Source organism: Sphaerisporangium rufum (assembly GCF_016863395.1).
GTDB classification, from domain to species: domain Bacteria; phylum Actinomycetota; class Actinomycetes; order Streptosporangiales; family Streptosporangiaceae; genus Sphaerisporangium; species Sphaerisporangium rufum.
On sequence record NZ_BOOU01000001.1, the window covers coordinates 1 to 19,671 of the forward strand.

Below are 19,671 nucleotides of genomic sequence, written 5' to 3' on the forward strand. Positions count from 1 at the left end.
GTTCACGAAGTCCGTGATAAGCCAGTTGACTCCGCGGGCGGCCTGGCTCAGCTCCCTCACGGGCCCTCCTTGTAGCATGCACCGACGTTGTCGGAAATGATGATGGTCGAATCGTCGCCGCGCGCGGGCCGGCCCGGGCGGGCGGGCATCGGGTGTCCTCACATCCACGCAACCTCTCACCGAACCCGGCGTTGCCAGAGGATCGTGCCACGTATGGGGCTCGTGGGGAAACCGGGACATCGAACAGGCGATGGTAATTGCAGCACACCGCCACCCCAACCGCCAACCGGACGTTTCCCGACAAACCACCTGAAATGCTGCTAGATGGTGATAAATCCTGCTAGTTACTCGACAACTACCCGGGAAATACCGGCACGCGAGCGCGGCTCGCCTGTCGGCACGCGCCCGGACGGCACCCGCACGGCACCTGCACGGCACCTGCACGGCACCCGGGCGGCTCGGCGGCGACGGCCCGGCGCGGTCCCGCTCGGCGCCCGCGATCCGCTCAGCCGGCGGGCGATGCGCTCAGTTGGCGCGGCCGTACGCCGCCCGGAGCGTGAGCACGTGCTCCACCAGCGTGATCAAGGTGAACTTGACGGCGTCCCGGGAGCGGGCGTCGGTCCGGACGATCGGGATGTGCGGGGCCAGGGTGAGGGCCTCGCGCACCTCCTGCTCGACGTGCGGGAACTGGCCTTCCCAGCCGTTCACGGCCACCACGAACGGCAGCCGGGCCTCTTCGAAGTAGTCGATGGCGGGGAAGCAGTCGGCCAGCCGGCGGGTGTCGACCAGCACCACCGCGCCGATGGCGCCGCGCACCAGGTCGTCCCACATGAACCAGAACCGGTGCTGCCCGGGCGTGCCGAACAGATACAGGATCAGATCCTGATCCAGCGACAACCGCCCGAAGTCCATCGCCACCGTCGTGGTGGTCTTGTTCGGGGTCAACCCCAGATCATCGATGCCGGAACTGGCATCGGTCATGACCGCCTCGGTGGTGAGCGGAAGGATCTCCGACACCGCCCCCACGAACGTCGTCTTCCCGACCCCGAACCCACCCGCGACCACGATCTTCGTCGAGGTCAGCGCCGGCCCGCGGCTAGAGCCTGCGAAGTCCACTGAGAACCCTTTCCAGCAGATCGTTGTCCGGCTTGCCCTGCTCCAGCTGCGGAGAGTGCAGGCGCACCAGACCTTCGTCGGCCATGTCGGCGATCAACACGCGGGCCACGCCGAGCGGCACGCGCAGCAGCGCGGAGACCTCGGCGACCGAACGAACGGAGCGGCAGAGCACGATGATCGCTTCCTGCTCGGCGGTGAGCAGCGACAGATCATCGCCCATTATCGGGGCGGAGGAGACGAGAGTCTCCATGGCGAGGTGGTAACCGGGCTCGGTCCGCCCGCCGGTGACGGCGTACGGACGGAAGAGGGGCTCGTCCTCGCTCCCGTCACCCCCGAGCATCACCGCACCCTGGACGTCTGCAGCTCGGCGCGCAGGGCGGGCGTGAGCACCTGCCCGGCCCGCTCGACCAGCAGCGTCATCTGGTAGGCCACCAGACCCATGTCACAGTCGGGGGCGGCCAGGACCGCCAGGCAGGATCCGTCGCTGATGGCCATCACCAGCAGGATGCCGTACTGCATCTCCACCACGGTCTGGGTCACCCCGCCGCCGTCGAAGACCCGGGACGCCCCGGCGGTGAGGCTCAGCAATCCGGCCGCGACGGCGGCCAGCTGGTCGGCCCGGTCCGGGGGGAAGCCCTCGGAGTTCGCCAGCCGCAGACCGTCGGCCGACACCACGACCGCGTGCGCCACGCCGGGCGTGCCGCCGACGAACTCGGTGATCAACCAGTCGAACCGGCGTGCCTCGTGACTCAGCTCTAGCACGAATCCTCCTCATCGCTTGCGGCGTCATCATCGAAGAAGGCGGGTCAGCCGGCGCCGGGCGGATCTTCCTCCCGGTCGCCGATGTCCGCGGGGCCGCCGCCGCCCCGGGAGACGTCCGCCCGGCCCCGCTGGATGCCCTGCTGGAAGCGGGACATGCGGCTGCGGATGAGATCGGCGGAGACCTCCGGCCGCGGCGGCGGCGCCGCGGCGGGCGCGGCGGTGGCGGCGGACCCGGGCACCAGGTTGGCCTTCGGCGTGCGCTTGGGCAGTCCGGCCGCGGTGATGCCGCCGAGCGAGGGATCGCGCGCCGCGTCGGCCGCCCGCCATCCGCTGTCGGCCGTACTCGTCCAGCTCGGCCGGGCGGGCGCGGGGGTGTCTCCGGCGCGCGCGGCCGGCGCGCCGTCCGCACCGGGTCGCCCGGAATCGGAATGCTCGGAATCGGAATGCTCGGAATCGGAATGCTCGGGGTCGGGACGCTCGGAGTCGGGACGCTCGGAGTCGGGACGGCGGAACCAGGCGGACTCGACGGCGGCGAAGATCGGCAGGTACTCGTCGCCGCGTTCCAGCGAGGACTCACCGGGCCGGCTGACCGGACCGGTGACCGGCCCCGTCAGCGGCCCCGTCAGCGGATCGGCGCCGGGACCGGTGGGACCGGGCGGGTACGGCAGCGGCCGGGCCGGCGGAGGGCCGGCCGACCGGACCGGCCGCGGCCCCGGACCGGTGGCCGGGCCGGCCGGGCCGGTGGCCGGGCCCGTGGGACCGGTGGCCGGGCCGGTGGCGGGGCGGGCCGGCCCGGCGGGGGCGGCGGGACCGGTGTCCGGGCCCGCGGGGCCGCCGGGGAGGCCGCGCCACGGCTCTCCCGGCTCGCGCGCCGGCGTGCCGGGGCCGGTACCCGGTCCGGTACGACCAGGGCCGGCCGGGCCCGCTCCCGGGCCGGTGGGAGCGCCGAACGTCCCGGAGACGGGGTCGGCGAACGCCCGGCGCGGCCCGGCCGGGTCGCCGAACAGCGCGCCGGTTCCGGCGCCCGGCCGCTCACCGGCCGGCCCCCGCTGCGGGAGCGCGCCGCCCCCGCCCGGGACGGGGGTGGCACCGTTCCCGTACGCGGGGGTGTCCCCCGCGATGGAGGCCGGACCGCCGGGCTGGGGCACCAGCGGGTCGCGGGCCGCCGTGAGCGTGATGAGCTGCGCCGGGAACAGCACCATGGCGATCAGCCCGCCGGCGTCCCCGCGTCGCAGCTGGACGCGGACGCCGTTGCGCAGCGCCAGCCGGCCGACCACGAACAGGCCCATCCGGCGGGACACCGACACGTCCACCACCGGCGGGTCGGCGAGCCTGCGGTTGGTCTCGGCGATCTCCTCGGCCGTCATGCCGATGCCGGAGTCGCTGACCGCGAGCAGCGCGCCACCGCCCTCGACCATGCTGCTGGAGACCACCACGCGCGTGTTCTTCGGCGAGAACGCCAGCGCGTTCTCCACCAGCTCGGCGACGAGATGGACGATGTCGTTGGCCGCGTGCCCGGCGACCGCGCAGTTGCGCTGCACCTTGACGCTGACCCGGTCGTAGTCCTCGACCTCCGACAGCGCGGCGCGCACGACGTCCACCAGCTTGGCGGGTTTGCTGCGCTTGCGGGCGCTCTCGTGCCCGGCCAGCACCAGCAGGTTCTCGCTGTTGCGCCGCATGCGGGTCGCCAGGTGGTCCAGCTTGAACAGGTCGGCCAGCCGGCGGCCGTCCTGCTCGCCCCGCTCCAGCCCGTCGATGAGCGAGATCTGCCGTTCGACCAGGGTCTGGGTGCGCCGGGAGAGGTTGACGAACATCGCGTTGACGTTGCCGCGCAGCTGCGACTCCTCGGCGGCGAGCCGCAGCGCCTGGCGGTGCACCTCGTCGAACGCGGTGGCGACCTCGCCGATCTCGTCCTGGCTGCCCGGCAGGATCGGCTGCACCGGCGGGGGCGCCGCCGCCTCGCCGGACTCGCGCAGCCGGCCGACCTCGGCGGGCAGCCGGAAGCCGGCGATCTCCAGGGCCTCCGAGCGCAGCCGGCGCAGCGGCCGCACCAGCGACCGGGCGATGAGGATCGTGGTGGCCAGCACCAGCAGGAGCAGCGCCAGGATCAGCACGCCCGCGGTGATGGCGTTGCGGCGCTCGTTGGACTGCAGCGTCGACACCCGGGCGGCCAGCGAGGCGGCGACCCGGTTCTCCACCTGCTGGAGCACCTGGACGGTCCGGGTGTTGTCGTCGAACCACTGCCGCAGCAGGCCGGCGCTGCGCCCCGAGCCGTCGCGCAGCGGCAGGTTGCGGCCGGCCAGCGCGACGGCCCACGCCTTGGTGAGCTCGGCGCGGGTGACCGAGGCGCCGCGGTTGGTCTCGGCGAGCAGCCGGCCGTTGTCCGCGCCGGCCTCGCCGTTGAACGTGTTGATCGCGGTCTGCTGGCGGGACCGGGCGGCGATGAAGTCCTGCAGGGTGTCGGGGGTGAACCGCTCGCCGCGCACCAGGGTGCGGATGAGCGTGCCCCGCTGGATGGAGACCTCCTCCTTGGCGTGGGCGAGGGCGGCGATGCCCCGGGAGTAGCCGACGAGCTGGGTGTCCTGGACGGCCGCGGTGGTCTGCCCGATCTCGTCGTGCAGCCGCAGCACGGCCGCGACGGCGGTGCTGAACGCGGCCGGGCGGCCTTCCTTGCGGGTCACCGACAGCTCGTCCAGCCGGACGGCGACCTGCCGGGCGTCCTCGACGGCCCGCGCGCCGTAGCCGGCGTCGATGAGCGCCAGATCGTCGCGCACCTGGATGGCCGCGGCGTCCACGACGTCCCGCTGGTCGGTCAGCGCCTTGCGCTGCTGGCGGGTGGCGTCGAACACGATCGTCCTGTCGCGTTCCAGACCGAGTGCCATCGCCAGATCGCGCAGGTGGCCGGCCATCCGGGCGGCGGTCTCGGTGCGCTGGTAGGTGGCGACGCTCTCGATGGAGGAGACCACGCGCAGGCCGGCCAGCAGCACGGCGACCAGCGTGGGAACCAGGATGAGGGCGGTCAGGCGGGCGGGCACCCGCCACCGCCGCAGCGAGAGGCGAGACATCACGCGCCGGGCCCGCCGCCCGGCGGAACCGCCGCCTCGGCGCGCGGGCGCGCCGTCCACCGGCGCTCCGCTGGACGGGGTCGCGGTCCTGGTCTCGGATCCGTGTCGGTTCACGCGCCACCCCCCGCGGCCTTCCCATGCATGGATGACGGCATGGCATAACTACATAAGCGGGGACAATTCGACCACAAGGTCACGAGTGCTGCGGCCAGAACGATGACACCGAACGTAATTGTTATGAATCGCGCAGCTACCGAGGCGCCGTCGAGCAGGGGCGCTACCGCAGCGCGGCCAGCACGAATTCCCGGATGCGGGCTCGCTGCTCGGGGTCGGTGATCGGCCCGCCCGACCGGTCGACCACGTAGAAGACGTCGACCGCCTCCGCGCCGAGAGTCTCCACGCGCGCGGCGCGCACGTCAAGGTTGCACTCCCCGAACGCCCGGCCGATGCGCCACAGCAACCCGGGCCGGTCGTGCGCCCGCACCTCCACGACCGTGGCGGTCTGCGAGGCGTCGTCCACCAGGTTGACCCGCGGCGGCGCCACCGGCACCCGGGCGGGCCGCATCGACCGGGTGCGGCGCGCCAGCCGCTGCTCGATGTCCAGCCGGCCCGCGAGGACCAGCCGCAGGTCCGCCTCCAGGGTGGCCGGGTCCGGCGGGGTGCCGTACTCGGGCACCACGGCGAACTCGATGACCGCCGCGGTGGCCGCCGACGCCGCCGACGCCGAACGGACCACCATGCGGTGCGCCGCCAGCACACCGGCCGCCCGCCACAGCAGGCCCGGCCGGTCCGGCGCGACCACGGTGACCGCGCCGCCCTGCACGCGCACCGCGCCGCCGCCGTGCCGGGCCAGCGACGCCTGCCGCGCCGACAGCGCCGGCGCCGGAGCGGGCGGGCTGCCCGACAGCACCGAACGCACCCGGCGGACCAGGTCGGTGACCAGGCCGGCCTTCCAGGAGTTCCAGGCGGCCGGTCCGGTGGCGTGACCGTCGGCGACCGCCAGCGCGGCCAGCAGTTCGAGCACCTCCCGCGACCCGACCGCCTCGGCGACCCGCGAGATGGTGACCGGATCGTCCAGGTCACGGCGGGTGGCGGTCTCGGGCAGCAGCAGATGATGGCGGACCACGGTCGCCAGCGTGTCCACGTCGGCCGGTTGCAGGCCCATCCGGGTGCCGATGTCGCGGGCGACGACCTCGCCGGTGGCCGAGTGGTCGCCCGGCCAGCCCTTGCCGACGTCGTGCAGCAGCGCCGACAGCAGCAGCAGGTCGGGCCGGGACACCTCCCGGGTGAACGACGCCGCGCCGGCCGCGGTCTCGATGAGATGGCGGTCGACGGTGAACCGGTGCACGGGGTTGCGCTGCGGGCGGTGCCGCACCCGTTCCCAGTCCGGGACGAGCCGGACGATGACCCCGGCCTGGTCCAGCTCCTCCCAGACCGGCACCGCCGCCCGGCCCGCGCCGAGCAGCGCGACCAGCGCGTCGCGGGCCTCGTCCGGCCAGGGCACCGGCAGCGCGGGCGACTTGGCGGCGAGCAGCGAGACGGTCGCCGGAGCCATCGGCAGCCCGGCCTCGGCCGCCGCGGCCGCCGCCCGCAGCACCAGGACGGGGTCCTTGCCCGGGTCGACGCCACGGGCGAGCACGACCTCGCCGCCGTGCTCGACCACGCCGTCGGCGAGCGGGCGCCGGCCCCGGGGCGCCGGCCCGGACAGCAGGCGGTCGACGGTGCGCCAGGTGGCGTCGAAGGCGTGCGCGACGGTGCGGCCCGCCTCGGCCAGCCGGCGCATCAGCGCCTCGGCGTCCAGCAGGCCGAGGGACGCGGCGACGGCGTCCTGCTCCTGCAGCACCAGGCGGTCGGCGCCGCGCGCGGTGACCAGGTGCAGCGCGTGCCGGGCGTCCAGCAGGAACTCGTGCGCCTCGCGCACCCGCGGGCCGGGCGCCGAGGCGACCCAGGCGGCGGCCACCGCCTGCATGGCCTGCACGTCGCGCAGCCCGCCCCGCGAGTCGCGCAGGTCGGGCTCCAGCAGGAAGGCCAGCTCGCCGGCCGACTCGGCGCGCTTGTCGGCCGCCTCGCGCAGTTCGGCCAGCCGCCGCCGCGAGTCGGCGCGCCAGTCGGCGAGCACGCGCTCGCGGGCCGCCCGGGTGAGCTCGGGGTCGCCGGTCACGTGCCGGGCCTGGATCAGGCCGAGCACCGCCTTGAGATCCTCGCGGGCCACCGCGGCGACCTCGTCCACCGTGCGCACCGAGTGGTCCAGACCGATCCCGGAGTCCCAGATGGGGTACCAGATGCGGTCGGCGATGCGGGCGATGTCGTCCCGCCCGTCGTGCAGCAGCACCAGGTCCAGGTCGCTGCCCGGGGCGAGTTCGGCCCGCCCCAGGCTGCCCACCGCGACCAGCGCGATTCCGGGAGCGCCGGCCGCCGCGGCGGCGCCGGCGCGTTCCTCGGCGACGCCGTTCTTCGATGCGCCGGCCCGTCCCTCGGCGCCGCGGGCCCGCGGGTACGCCGAGCGGAACAGGTCGGCCAGCCACCGGTCGAGGTCCGCGGCCCGCTCCCTGCGGGCCGCGGAGTAGGACCGAACGTCGCCTCTCATCAAGGTCAGAGAGCCTCCGGTCCGCGTTCCCCGGTGCGCACCCGGACCACGGTGTCGACCGGGACCGACCACACCTTGCCGTCCCCGATCTTGCCGGTCTGGGCCGCCTTGACGATGACGTCGATGACGTCCTCGGCGTCCTCCTCCTCGGTCAGCACCTCCACCCGGACCTTGGGCACCAGGTCGACCTGGTACTCCGCGCCCCGGTAGACCTCGGTGTGGCCGCGCTGGCGGCCGTAGCCGCTGGTCTCGCTGACCGTCATGCCGCGGACGCCGAACTGCTCGAGAGCGGCCTTGACGTCGTCCAGCTTGAACGGCTTGATCACCGCCGTGATTAGCCTCATGCGTCAACCTTCTTCGCCACCGATGGGACAGGACCGTTAACCGAGGATGACACCCCGGAGGCGTGCACGGACCCGAGGTCGTAACCGGTCTCGGCGTGCGTGGTGATGTCGATGCCGGTGACCTCGTCCTCCTGGGAGAGGCGGAAGCCCATCGTCTTGTCGATGATCTTTCCGATGATCCAGGCGAGGACGAAGGAGTACAGGCCGACCACGACCGGGCCGAGCACCTGCCGGCCGAGCTGGGTGAATCCGCCCCCGTAGAACAGGCCCTTGGCCTGCGGCTCCAGGAAGGGGTAGGCGGACAGGAAGCCCAGCAGGATGGCGCCGATCGCGCCGCCCACCAGGTGGACGCCCACCACGTCGAGCGAGTCGTCGTAGCCGAGCCGGTACTTCAGGCCCACCGCGTAGGCGCAGGCCGTACCGGCGATCGCGCCGATCACCATGGCCGCCCACGGGTCGACGAAACCACAGGCGGGGGTGATGGCGACCAGGCCGGCCACCGCGCCGGAGGCGACGCCGAGCGTGGTCGAGTGCCCGTCGCGGATCTTCTCCACCAGGATCCACGCGCCGGCCGCGACCGCCGTGGCGATCTGGGTGTTCATGAACGCCAGGCCCGCGGTGCCGTCCACCGCCAGCTCCGAGCCGGCGTTGAAGCCGAACCAGCCGAACCACAGCAGGCCGGTGCCGAGCAACACGAGGGTGAGGTTGTGCGGCCGCATCGGGTCCTTGCGCCAGCCGGTGCGCTTGCCGAGCACCAGGGCGAGGGCCAGACCGGCGGCACCGGCGTTGACGTGCACGACCGTGCCGCCGGCGAAGTCCTCGATGCCGAGCTGGGTCAGCCAGCCGCCGCCCCAGACCCAGTGGGCGACCGGGAAGTAGACGATCGTGGCCCACACGACGCTGAACACGATCCAGGCGCCGAACCTGGCCCGGTCGGCGATCGCGCCGCTGATCAGCGCGACGGTGATGATGGCGAAGGTGAGCTGGAAGGCGGAGAACACCAGGTTCGGCATCCCGGTGCCGTCGTCCTTGGTGGCCGTGTCGACCAGGCTCTGCAGGCCGACGGCGTCCAGGCCGCCGACGATCTTGTTCAGGAAGGTGTTGCCGTTTTCGTCGAACGCCAGCGAGTGCCCGTACAGCACCCAGGCGATGGTCACCGTGATGATGCTGGCGAACGACATCATCATCATGTTCAGGACGCTCTTCGCCCTGGTCATGCCCCCGTAGAAGAACGCGAGACCCGGCGTCATCAGCAGCACCAGCGCGGTGGCCGCGAGCATCCAGGCCGTGGTGCCGCTATCGATCTTCATTCGATGCGACCCTCCTTACAAATGGCGTATGGCCGATTTCTCCCGCAGTGGGCACTTCAGGACTTCATTGACCGGCTGCACACTGACGTTGGGCGAAAGCGTGTTCTTCTGCCGTTTCAGGTCTCGACCCGGAGTGTTTCGCGTGCGTGAAACTCCCGCACACGATGTTTCGGCCACGTTTCGGAGGGGTCATGCTGATCGGATGAGCCATCCGCAATTAGCGGAGCGGGTGGCGTTCACCGGCGTTCACCAGGGCACCGGCACGTCCACCTGGGACGACACCGGCGCGCCCCCCGTGACCGGGGGACGCGCCGGGACGGCGGTGCGACGAGGGCACCGCGCGGCGCCCACCTGGGACGCCGGAGCGTTTACGCGGCGGCCTGGGCCATCCGGCGCAGCCGGGCGAGCGCGTCGCGCTCCATCCGGCGGGCCCGGTCCCGGCCGATGCCGTAGCGCTCGCCGACCTCGGTGAGTGTGTGCTCGCGGCCGTCGACCAGGCCGTAACGCCAGCGCAGCATCTCGCGCAGGTGGTCGTCCAGGCCCAGCAGCCAGTCCTCCAGCCGCTCACGCTCCAGGGTGTCCATCGCCTGCTGCTCGGGGTCGGCCCACGTCTCGTCGGCGATCATGTCCCCGAGTTCGGTCTCGTCCTCGTCGCCCACGCCGAGCTGCAGCGACACCGGGTCGGCGGCCCAGCGGCGCAGCTCGCGGACCCGCTCGATCGGCAGGTCGAGCACCGCGGCGAGATCCTCGTCGGTGGGCTCGGTGTCCATCTCGGCCAGCATGTCGCGCCGCACCCGCATCAGCCGGGTCATCTGCTCGCCGGCATGGGTGGGCAGCCGCACCGGGCGGGCCTGCTCGTGGATGGCCCGGCCGACCGACTGGCGGATCCACCAGGTCGCGTAGGTGGAGAACTTGTAACCGCGGCGATAGTCGAACTTCTCCACCGCGCGGACCAGGCCGAGGTTGCCCTCCTGTACCAGGTCGATCAGCGGCATGCCGCGCCCGGAGTACTTGCGCGCCACCGCGACCACCAGGCGCAGGTTGGCCTGGATGAACTCGTCCTTGGCCCGGCGGCCGGACACCGCGAGGCGCTCGAGCTCCTCGTCGGCCGCGTCCGAGACCTTGGGCTCCGGGCCGCCGGAGTCGAGCAGGTATTCGGCGAACAGGCCGGCCTCGATGCGTTTGGCCAGCTCGACCTCTTCGTCCGCGCTGAGCAGCGGCACCCGGCCGATCTCCGCGAGATACGTACCGAGCAGGTCCCGGTCCGCGACCTGCTGTTCCTGTCCCCGATTGCCCGCCGGCCTTGCCATCCGATGGCACCTCGTCTCGCCGCGCCCGCTTTCGCGGGTGGAGTTCGCCGCCCGGTTCCCGCGCCGCGTTCTCGCCCCCATGCTTTTCATCACCAACGAACAGTCCACGGCAAAGATTCCCCAAAGGGATGGGCCTGCGGAATGGTTCACCCGTCCTTCTCAGGGATGAGACGGCCCCGGGTCTTCTCAGGGACGACCCCGGAGAATGCGCGCATCCGGTCGCTCCGGGCCCGGGCGGGGAGGTCCGTCATCCGTCCACCGCGGCGATGGCCGCGGCGAGCAGCGCGCCCACGTCACCCAGCACGTGACCGCCCTCCACGACGACCCGCCGCCCGCCGGACACCACCGAATGGACGTCCGCGGCGGTGGCCCCGAAGATCATCATATCGCCGGCCACCGCGGGCCGGGCGCCGGCGGTGCGGACCGAGTCCAGCCGTACCGAGACCAGGTCGGCCCGGGCGCCGGGCACGATGAATCCCGCGTCGGGGTGGCCCAGCGAGGCCTGGCCGACCATCGTCACCGCGGCGAGCAGCTCCGCGGCCGGCCAGTGCCCGCGCCGCCCGCAGGCCAGCCGCTCGCCGAGCTCCAGCGCCCGGGCCTCGGCCAGCAGGTCGATGACGGCGTTGCTGTCACTGCCCATGGTGATCGGCGAGCCGGCCTCCAGCAGGCGTCGGGCCGGCCCGACGCCGTCGCCGAGATCCCACTCGGTCGTCGGGCACACGCAGACGTGGGTGGCCGAGCCGCCGAGCAACGCCACGTCCGCGTCGGCCAGGTGGGTGGCGTGCACGGCGGTGGTGCGCGGCCCGAGGATGCCGTGCTCGTAGAGCACGCGGACCGGCGTGGCGCAGTAGGTCTCCACGCAGTGCGCGTTCTCGGTGGCCCGCTCGGAGACCTGGACGTGCAACGGCACTGCCCGGCGGTGCGCGAGCTCGGCGACCACCGGCATCTGCTCGGGCGGGCAGGCCCGTACCGAGTGCACCGCCGCACCGATCACCACGTCCTCGCACTTGAGGTACTCGCCGGCCAGGTCGTCCACCCGCTCGGCCCAGCGGTGCGCGTCGCCGTCGCCGAACCGCAGCTGGGTGTCCTCCAGCGGGGCGCCGATGCCCGCGGTGAGATAGCAGGCGTCCAGTAGGGTCAGCCGGACGCCGGCGTCCCGGGCCGCCTCGACCAGGGCGTGCCCCATCACGTTGGGGTCGTCGTAGCGGCGCCCGCCGGGGCCGTGGTGCAGGTAGTGGAACTCCCCCACGCAGGTGACGCCGGCCATCGCCATCTCGGCGAACACCGCGCGGGCCAGCTGGAGGTAGGTGTCGGGGTCCAGGCGGCCCGCCAGGGCGTACAGCCGGTCCCGCCAGCCGGCGAAGTCCGCCACCCCCGTCTGCGCCCGGCCGCGCAGCACCCGCATGAACGCGTGGGAGTGCGCGTCGGCCAGCCCGGGCAGGGTCAGCCCGGCCAGCCGGACCGTCCCGGGGGGCGGCGCGGTGACGCCGGGCCGTACTTCGGCGAACCGGCCGCCTTCCACGCCGACCAGCACGCCCGCCACCGCTTCGCCGGGATGCAGCCAGGCCAGTTCACACCAGTACGTCAAGGCCGACACTTTCCTACTGTTTCAAGGAAAATGTAGATATATGTTCATATATATGCCTTGATTCGCTCCAGGTTGCCGCCTCCGGCGGCCGCGCCGGCCGGTCAGGACACCGGGCCGGCCGCCGGACGGACAGTGATCTCGGTGACGTGCGCGTCGGCGGAGGCGGTGACCGCGGCCAGCACCGCGCGGGCCACCGAATCCGGGGCCAGGTACTTGTCCGGCTGGTACGGCCCGCCCTCGTGCTCGCGGACCCCGCGCTGCATGTCGGTGTCGACCCGGCCCGGATAGACGGTGGTGACCCGTACCCCGTGCGGCTCCTCCTCCTGGCGCAGCGCGTCGGCCAGCGCGCGCAGCGCGAACTTCGAGGCGGCGTAGCAGGTCCAGCCAGGATTGGCCCGCTGCCCGGCACCGGAGTTGATCATCACCACCCGGCCCCGGGCGGCGCGCAGCCGCGGCAGCAGCAGGCGGGTGAGCCCGGCCACCGCGATCACGTTCACCTCGAAGCTCTCCCGCCAGGCCGCGGGCGGCAGCTCGGCGACCGCGCCGAGCCGGACCACCCCGGCGCTGTGCACCAGCAGGTCGAGCCGGTCGACGTCCGCCGCCGCCTCGGCCACCGCCCGGTCGTCGGTCAGCTCCACCGCCCACGGCCGCGCGCCCAGCTCGTCGCACACCGCGCGCAGCGCGGTGCCGTCCCGCCCGCCGAGGAGCAGGTCGTACGTCGGCGCCAGGGCGCGGGCGATCGCCGCGCCCACCCCGCGGGAAGCTCCGGTGATCAGCGCGACCGGCCGCGTCGTTCCGTCTGCCATACCCCCACCCTAGGCGTACCCGGGCGATCCGCCCGACCCGCGACAGATCGCCCGAAATGCCATTTCACCCTGCGCCTTTACGGGACGCACATACGAATTTGCGCGACGGGCACACCAGAGGGCCGCCTGCCGATTCCGGGTAGCCGCGAAGGACAAGAAGATCGGCGGCGGCGAGACCTGGGACCTGGGACCTGGGACCTGGAAAGCTACCGGCCCAACATCAGCTGGGCCCGGGTGAGCGGCGGCGTGCTGTTCCACGAGTGCAACTGGTGAGCGACCGGACCGGCTGACCGGCCCAGGATCGATCGCGGGGCGGGCGCGCCGCACCGCCGGGCACCGCGAACGGCCGGGGCCGCACCCTCAAGGGGCGCGGCCCCGGCCCCCGCGCGGACCCTCACCGATCGCGGGCGGCCACCTGGTCGCCCACCACCCCCGGCCCGCGCGCGGGCCCTCAGCCTTCCCGCATCGGCACCCGCACGCCCCGCTCGTCCGCCACCGTCACCGCGCGGTCGTACCCGGCGTCCACATGCCGCACGACGCCCATCCCGGGGTCGTTGGTCAGCACCCGGGCGATCTTCTCTGCGGCCAGCGGAGTGCCGTCCGCCACCGTCACCTGTCCGGCGTGGATCGACCGGCCGATGCCCACGCCGCCACCGTGGTGGATCGACACCCACGAGGCGCCCGAGGCCACGTTCACCATGGCGTTGAGCAGCGGCCAGTCGGCGATCGCGTCCGAGCCGTCGGCCATCGCCTCGGTCTCCCGGTAGGGCGAGGCCACCGAGCCGCAGTCCAGATGGTCGCGCCCGATCACCACCGGCGCGCGCAGCTCGCCGCGCGCGACCATGTCGTTGAACCGCTCGCCGGCCCGGTCGCGCTCGCCGTAGCCGAGCCAGCAGATGCGCGCCGGCAGCCCTTGGAAGCGCACCTTCTCGCCGGCCATCCGGATCCAGCGGGCCAGCGGCTCGTTGTCGGGGAACAGTTCCAGCACCGCCCGGTCGGTGCGGGCGATGTCCTCGGCCTCCCCCGACAGCGCCGCCCAGCGGAACGGTCCCTTGCCCTCGCAGAACAGCGGGCGGATGTAGGCGGGCACGAACCCCGGGAAGTCGAACGCCCGCTCGTAGCCCGCCAGCCGCGCCTCGCCCCGGATGGAGTTGCCGTAGTCGAACACCTCGGCCCCCGCGTCACGGAAGCCCACCATCGCCGCCACGTGCGCGGCCATCGACTCACGGGCCCGGCGGGTGAACCCGGCCGGATCCTTGTCGCGCTCGGCGGCCATGTCCGCGAAGGCCACCCCGCGCGGCAGGTACATCAGCGGATCGTGCGCCGAGGTCTGGTCGGTGACGATGTCGATCTCGGCTCCGGCGGCGAGCAGTTCGGGCAGCGCGTCGGCGGCGTTGGCCTCCACCCCGATCGACAGCGGGGCCCGCCCGTCGCGGGCGTCGCGGGCCAGGCGCAGCGCCTCGGCCAGGGTGTCCGCCCGGACGTCCAGGTAGCCGTGGCCGATCCGGCGCTCGATGCTGCGCGGGTCGCAGTCGACGCAGATCGCCACGCCGCCGTTCATGGTGACGGCGAGCGGCTGCGCGCCGCCCATCCCGCCGAGCCCGGCAGTGAGGGTGATCGTGCCCGCCAGCGAGCCGCCGAACCGCTTGGCGGCGACCGCGGCGAAGGTCTCGTAGGTGCCCTGCAGGATGCCCTGGGTACCGATGTAGATCCACGAACCGGCCGTCATCTGCCCGTACATCGTCAGCCCGGCCGCCTCCAACCGGCGGAACTCCTCCCAGTTCGCCCAGTCGGGCACCAGGTTGGAGTTGGCGATCAGCACGCGCGGCGCCCACTCGTGGGTGCGCATCACGCCGACCGGCCGGCCGGACTGCACCAGCAGGGTCTCGTCGGCCGCCAGCTCCGTCAGGCTGCGGCAGATCGCGTCGAACGACCGCCAGTCGCGGGCCGCCCGCCCGGACCCGCCGTAGACCACGAGCTCTTCCGGATGCTCGGCCACCTCCGGATCCAGATTGTTCTGGATCATCCGGAGCGCCGCCTCCTGCGGCCACCCCTTGGCGGTGAGCGTGCCGCCGCGCGGCGCGCGGACCACTCTGGCGTTCATGAACCGACCTCCCCATCGAGGTGAATGAGCGCGTTCATCCTGATCAGCGGACCGGCGCCCGGTCAAGCGGCGGCCCCGCGGGCGGCGCGCCCGCCCCACCCTTCACTCCCGTCCCGGAAATCTTTTGCCCGCGGACCAATCCGATCGCGCCGCCGCCGCGTATAGCCCCCTGAGGACCCGGCCGGACCTCTCCCGTTTCAGCGCCCGGTCGCGATCGCGACCGGCGGCCGAAAGGAACCGTGACGACATGGAGCTCCGGATGCACCGGCGCGCCCCGATCGTGCTGGCAGCCGTCGGGCTGCTCGCCGCCTCCGCCTTCGCCGCGCTGCGTCCCGACGCCGGCGGGGCCTCCTCCCATCGCGAGGCACCGCTGATCTCGGGCGATCCGCGTAACGACAACACCGACGTCTACGCGTTCGTCAGCCCCGACCGGCCCGACACCGTGACGCTGATGGCCAACTGGATCCCGTTCGAGGAGCCGACCGGCGGCCCGAACTTCTACCAGTTCGACACCCGCTCCCGGTACAACATCAAGATCGACAATGACGGTGACGCCAAGCCGGACGTCGTCTACCAGTGGACCTTCCGCGACGAGGACCGCCGCGGCACCGCCACCTTCCTGTACAACAACGGGCCGGTGACGTCGATCAATGACGAGAACCTGCTGTTCCGCCAGCGGTACACCCTGAAGAAGTTCACCCACCGCGGCGTCACCACCCTGGTGCGCAACGGCGTCGTCGCGCCCAGCAACACCGGCCGGGCCTCGATGCCCGACTACGCGACGCTGCGCGCCCAGTCGATCGCCGGGCTGCCGCGCGGCGGACGGGCCTTCGCCGGGCAGGCCGACGACCCGTTCTTCCTGGACCTGCGGGTGTTCGACCTGCTGTATGGCGGCGACCTGTCGGAGGTCGGCCAGGACACCCTCAAGGGCTACAACGTGCACAGCCTGGCCGTCCAGATCCCCAAGAGCGAGCTGGCGCTGCGCGGCGACGCGCGGCGCAACCCGGTGATCGGCGTGTGGTCCACCACCGACAAGTGGAGCCCGGGCGGCTACCGCCAGGTCTCCCGGCTGGGCAACCCGCTGGTCAACGAGGTGGTGCTGCCGGCCGGTCTCAAGGACACCTTCAACGCCGTCAACCCCGACCGGGACGCCCGGCTGGACGCGGTGGTCGAACGGGTCACCGAGCCGGAGCTGCCGAAGCTGATCGAGGCCATCTACAAGATCCCGGCGCCGAAGACCCCGCGCGCCGACCTGGTGGAGATCTTCCTGACCGGCATCGCCAAGGCCAACGGCCCGATCAAGGCCGACCTCAACTCGCAGATCCTCAACCGGGACGTCAACCGCCGCCACTTCCGGCCCGCGGAGATGCTGCGCCTCAACATGGCCGTCCCGCCCACCTCGCGGCCCAACCGGCTCGGCGTGCTGGCCGGAGACCTGCAGGGCTTCCCCAACGGCCGCCGGCTCGGCGACGACGTGATCGACATCTCGCTGCAGGCCGTCGAGGGCGCCGCGCTGACCGGCAAGCTCGTCGACGCGCTGGCCGCCGGGGACAAGGTCGACGAGAACGACCAGCCGTACCAGGCGCGCTTCCCCTACGTGCCGCTGCCCAGCGCCAAGGCGGTGAACGAGCGCTGACCCCGCCCGCGCCGGCTCCCGCCCCGCGGCGGGGGCCGGCGGCCGTCCGGCACCGGCCGGGGAACCCGAGGAGATCTTCATGTCCGACCTGAAACGCCCGCGCGGCCGGGCCGCCGCCGCGGCGGCCAAGACGGCCTGCGTCGTCGCCGCCACCCTGGCGATCACGGCCGGCGCGACCCTGCTCCCGCCCATCGGCCACCAGGCCCCCGCCGTGACCCCCGCGGGCGCCGAACCCGGAGCCGGGCCGCCGCAGGCCGGCGCCACCGGGCTGTCCACGACCGTGCGCGGCCTGCGCGACCGGCTGCAGCGGCTGCCCAAGGACCACCAGGCCTGGGCCGCCCTCGGCGCGGCGCACGTCCAGCAGGCGCGGATCACCGCCGACCCCTCCTACTACGTCAAGGCCGAGCAGGCCCTGGACCGGGCGGCCGCGCTCGCGCCCCGGGACGCGGCCGTGCTCGCCGCCCGGGCGTCGCTGGCCGCCGGGCGGCACGAGTTCGCCGCGGCCCGGCGGCTGGCCCGCCAGGCGATCGACGCCAACCCCTACGGGGCGACCGCCTACGGAGTGCTGGCCGACGCCGCCACCCAGCTCGGCGAGCACGCCGAGGCGACCCGGGCGGTCCGCCGGATGACCGAGCTCAAGCCCGGGGTCGCGTCCTTCACCCGCGCCTCCTACGACGCCGAGCTGCGCGGCGACGTCCGGGAGGCCGAAGAGCTGCTGAAGGCCGCCCTGGCCGACGCGTTCACCCCCGAGGACATCGCCTACTGCCGGTTCTACCTGGGCGAACTGGCGCTGCGGGCGGGCGAGCTGGAACGGGCCGGCCACATGTACGACGAGGCCCTTCGGGCGTACCCCGCGTTCGTGCCGGCCCTGGCCGGGCGGGCCCGGGCCGCCGCGCTCGCCGGGCGGCTGGAGTCCGCCGCGCAGGGCTACCAGGACGTGGTGGCGCGGCTGCCGCTGGCCCAGTACATCGTCGAGTACGGCGAGGTGCTGGCCAGGCTGGGCCGCAGCCCGGCCGGGCAGTGGGCGCTGCTGTCCGCGCAGCGGCGGCTGATGGCCGCGAGCGGGGTGCGCGACGACATCACCTGGGCGGAGTTCGAGGCCGACCACGGCTCGCCGGCCGCCGCGGTGAAGCACGCCCGCGCCGAGTACCGCCGGCATCCCAACCTGGTGTCCGCCGACGCGCTCGCCTGGGCGCTGCACCGGGACGGCCGGTCCCGCGAGGCGCTGAGGTACGCCAGAAAGGCCACCGCCCGCGGCTGGCGCAACGCCCTGTTCCACCACCACCGGGCCGAGATCGAGCGAAAGCTCGGCCTGGACGCCGGCCGGTCCAGGTCCCGGGTCAAGGAGTACAACCCGCGCTTCGACCCCGCGCTGCCGGCGCTGGCCAGGTTCTCATGATCGCCGTGGTGCTGGCCGCGGTGGTGGCGGCCCATCCGCTCGGTGACTTCACCGTCAACCACGCCAACGCGCTCAAGGTCTTCCCCGACCGGATCGAGAACACCGCCGCCGTCGACTACGCCGAGCTGCCCACCCTGCAGGCCGCGCCCGAGGTGGACACCGACGGGTCCGGATCGGCCTCGGCCGCCGAGACCGCGGCGTACGCCCGGGCCACCTGCGGGGCGCTCGCCGCCGGGCAGCGGTTGACGGTGGACGGCCGGCCGGTGACCTGGCGGGCCGGACCGGCCCGCCTCGACTACGCCCCCGGCCAGGGCGGGCTGCGGATCAGCCGGCTGACCTGCGAGCTGAGCGCGCCGCTGGCCGGACCGGCGACCATCGCGTTCTCCGACTCGTTCCTGGCCGGCCGGATCGGCTGGCGGGAGATCACCGCGACGGCCGAGGGAGTGCGGCTGGCAGCACCCGGTGTGCCCGCCGAAAGCCCGAGCCGGAACCTGCACGCCTACCCCGACGACCTGCTCGCCGACCCGCTCGACCAGCGCACCGCCACGCTGCGGGTCGAAGGGGCCACCGCCGGCACGGGCGCCGGCACGGACGCCGCCGGCGCGACGGGCGGCATGACGGGCGGCATGACGGGTGGCGCCGCGGGGCGGGCACCCGCGCTGGGCGCGCCGGTGCTGCCCGGACCGCTCGGGGACGCGCTGGCCGCGCTGGACCGCGTGTTCACCGGCCTGGTGGGCGCCCGGTCGCTGACCGTACCGCTCGGCCTGCTCGCCGTGCTGCTGGCCGCGGTGCTCGGCGCCGGCCACGCGCTGATCCCCGGGCACGGCAAGACCATCATGGCCGCCTACCTGGCCGGCCGGCGGGGCCGGCCGCGGGACGCCGTCGTCGTCGGTGCCACGGTCACCGCCACCCACACCACCGGTGTCCTGCTGGTCGGCCTGCTGGTCAGCGCGTTCTCCACCCTGGCGGGCGAGGCGGTGCTGTCCTGGCTGGGGCTGGCCAGCGGCCTGCTGATCGCCGCCGCCGGCCTCGGCCTGCTCCGCACCGCCCTCCGCCGCCCCACCCCGGGACACGGGCATGGGCACGGCCACGGACACGGGCACAGCCACGGACACGAACACGGGCACAGCCACGGACACGGACACGGACACGGACACGGGCACAGCCACGGACTCGGACATGTGCATGGGCCCGGACACGGTCTCCGGCTCTGGCGGCGGCGCGGGCCCGGCCCGGAGGCCACCGTGAACACTGACGTGAACACCGACGTGAACACCGACCTGGACTCTGCCGTGGACGGTTCCGGACGGGCACCGGGGCGGGCCGGGCTGATCGGGCTCGGCGTGGCCGGTGGCCTGGTGCCGAGCCCGTCGGCGCTCATCGTGCTGCTCGGCGCGGTCGCGCTGGGCCGTACCTGGTTCGGCGTCGCCCTGGTCGGCGCCTACGGGGTGGGCATGGCGGCGACCCTGACCGCCACCGGCCTGCTGCTGGTGAAGCTGGCCGCCCGGCTGGACCGGCTGGCCGCCGCCCGCCGCGGCCTGGCCGCCCGGGCCGCCGGCCTGGCGCCGCTGGGCACCGCCACCATGGTCGTCGTCCTCGGCACCGGCCTGGCCGTCCGCGGCCTGGCCGGCGCCCTGTGAGCTC

14 protein-coding genes are annotated in these 19,671 nt (G+C 73.7%); 3 read left to right on the forward strand and 11 right to left on the reverse strand.

Annotated elements, in window-relative coordinates; translation table 11 throughout:
- Window positions 1-525: 525 nt before the first annotated feature.
- From Sru01_RS00005 to hutU, 11 genes are all read right to left on the reverse strand, one after another.
- Window positions 526-1,083 carry a GTP-binding protein gene (locus Sru01_RS00005; protein WP_203981792.1) on the reverse strand — a complete coding sequence of 186 codons (558 nt, stop codon included), beginning with the start codon at window positions 1,081-1,083 and terminating at the stop codon, window positions 526-528.
- A gap of 13 nt (window positions 1,084-1,096) precedes the next feature.
- A complete protein-coding gene (locus tag Sru01_RS00010; protein WP_203981696.1) occupies window positions 1,097-1,456 on the reverse strand; it encodes a DUF742 domain-containing protein in 360 nt (119 codons plus the stop codon).
- Window positions 1,456-1,878: a roadblock/LC7 domain-containing protein gene (locus Sru01_RS00015; RefSeq protein WP_275412125.1), complete on the reverse strand. Its 423-nt coding sequence runs from the start codon at window positions 1,876-1,878 to the stop codon at window positions 1,456-1,458. The genes Sru01_RS00010 and Sru01_RS00015 overlap by 1 nt, the downstream gene beginning before the upstream one ends.
- Before the next feature lie 44 nt (window positions 1,879-1,922).
- Window positions 1,923-4,943, reverse strand: coding sequence for a sensor histidine kinase (locus tag Sru01_RS00020; RefSeq protein ID WP_239136659.1), 3,021 nt, complete (start codon window positions 4,941-4,943; stop codon window positions 1,923-1,925).
- 277 nt (window positions 4,944-5,220) lie between these two features.
- Complete coding sequence (locus Sru01_RS00025; protein ID WP_203981698.1) at window positions 5,221-7,530, reverse strand: [protein-PII] uridylyltransferase; 2,310 nt, start codon at window positions 7,528-7,530, stop codon at window positions 5,221-5,223.
- Window positions 7,531-7,535: 5 nt separating this feature from the next.
- Window positions 7,536-7,874 (reverse strand): P-II family nitrogen regulator, encoded by a 339-nt coding sequence (locus Sru01_RS00030; protein WP_203981699.1) that lies wholly within the window; start codon window positions 7,872-7,874, stop codon window positions 7,536-7,538.
- Complete coding sequence (locus Sru01_RS00035) at window positions 7,871-9,184, reverse strand: ammonium transporter (protein ID WP_203981700.1); 1,314 nt, start codon at window positions 9,182-9,184, stop codon at window positions 7,871-7,873. Before Sru01_RS00035 ends, Sru01_RS00030 begins: the two co-directional genes overlap by 4 nt.
- Window positions 9,185-9,552: 368 nt before the next feature.
- Window positions 9,553-10,494, reverse strand: a complete 942-nt coding sequence (locus tag Sru01_RS00040) for a sigma-70 family RNA polymerase sigma factor (protein ID WP_203981701.1) — start codon at window positions 10,492-10,494, stop codon at window positions 9,553-9,555.
- Between the two features lie 247 nt (window positions 10,495-10,741).
- Window positions 10,742-12,091, reverse strand: coding sequence for a formimidoylglutamate deiminase (locus tag Sru01_RS00045; protein WP_307811936.1), 1,350 nt, complete (start codon window positions 12,089-12,091; stop codon window positions 10,742-10,744).
- A gap of 92 nt (window positions 12,092-12,183) precedes the next feature.
- A complete protein-coding gene (locus Sru01_RS00050) occupies window positions 12,184-12,888 on the reverse strand; it encodes an SDR family oxidoreductase (RefSeq protein ID WP_203981703.1) in 705 nt (234 codons plus the stop codon).
- Between the two features lie 451 nt (window positions 12,889-13,339).
- A complete protein-coding gene (gene hutU, locus Sru01_RS00055; RefSeq protein ID WP_203981704.1) occupies window positions 13,340-14,992 on the reverse strand; it encodes a urocanate hydratase in 1,653 nt (550 codons plus the stop codon).
- A 247-nt stretch (window positions 14,993-15,239) separates the two neighbouring features.
- Here hutU and Sru01_RS00060 point away from each other — a divergent pair, with 247 nt between their 5' ends.
- From Sru01_RS00060 to Sru01_RS00070, 3 genes are all read left to right on the forward strand, one after another.
- Window positions 15,240-16,628 carry a DUF4331 domain-containing protein gene (locus Sru01_RS00060; protein ID WP_239136633.1) on the forward strand — a complete coding sequence of 463 codons (1,389 nt, stop codon included), beginning with the start codon at window positions 15,240-15,242 and terminating at the stop codon, window positions 16,626-16,628.
- A 79-nt stretch (window positions 16,629-16,707) separates the two neighbouring features.
- Window positions 16,708-18,027, forward strand: coding sequence for a tetratricopeptide repeat protein (locus Sru01_RS00065; protein WP_203981705.1), 1,320 nt, complete (start codon window positions 16,708-16,710; stop codon window positions 18,025-18,027).
- Complete coding sequence (locus Sru01_RS00070) at window positions 18,024-19,667, forward strand: nickel/cobalt transporter (RefSeq protein WP_203981706.1); 1,644 nt, start codon at window positions 18,024-18,026, stop codon at window positions 19,665-19,667. Before Sru01_RS00065 ends, Sru01_RS00070 begins: the two co-directional genes overlap by 4 nt.
- Window positions 19,668-19,671 lie beyond the last annotated feature (4 nt).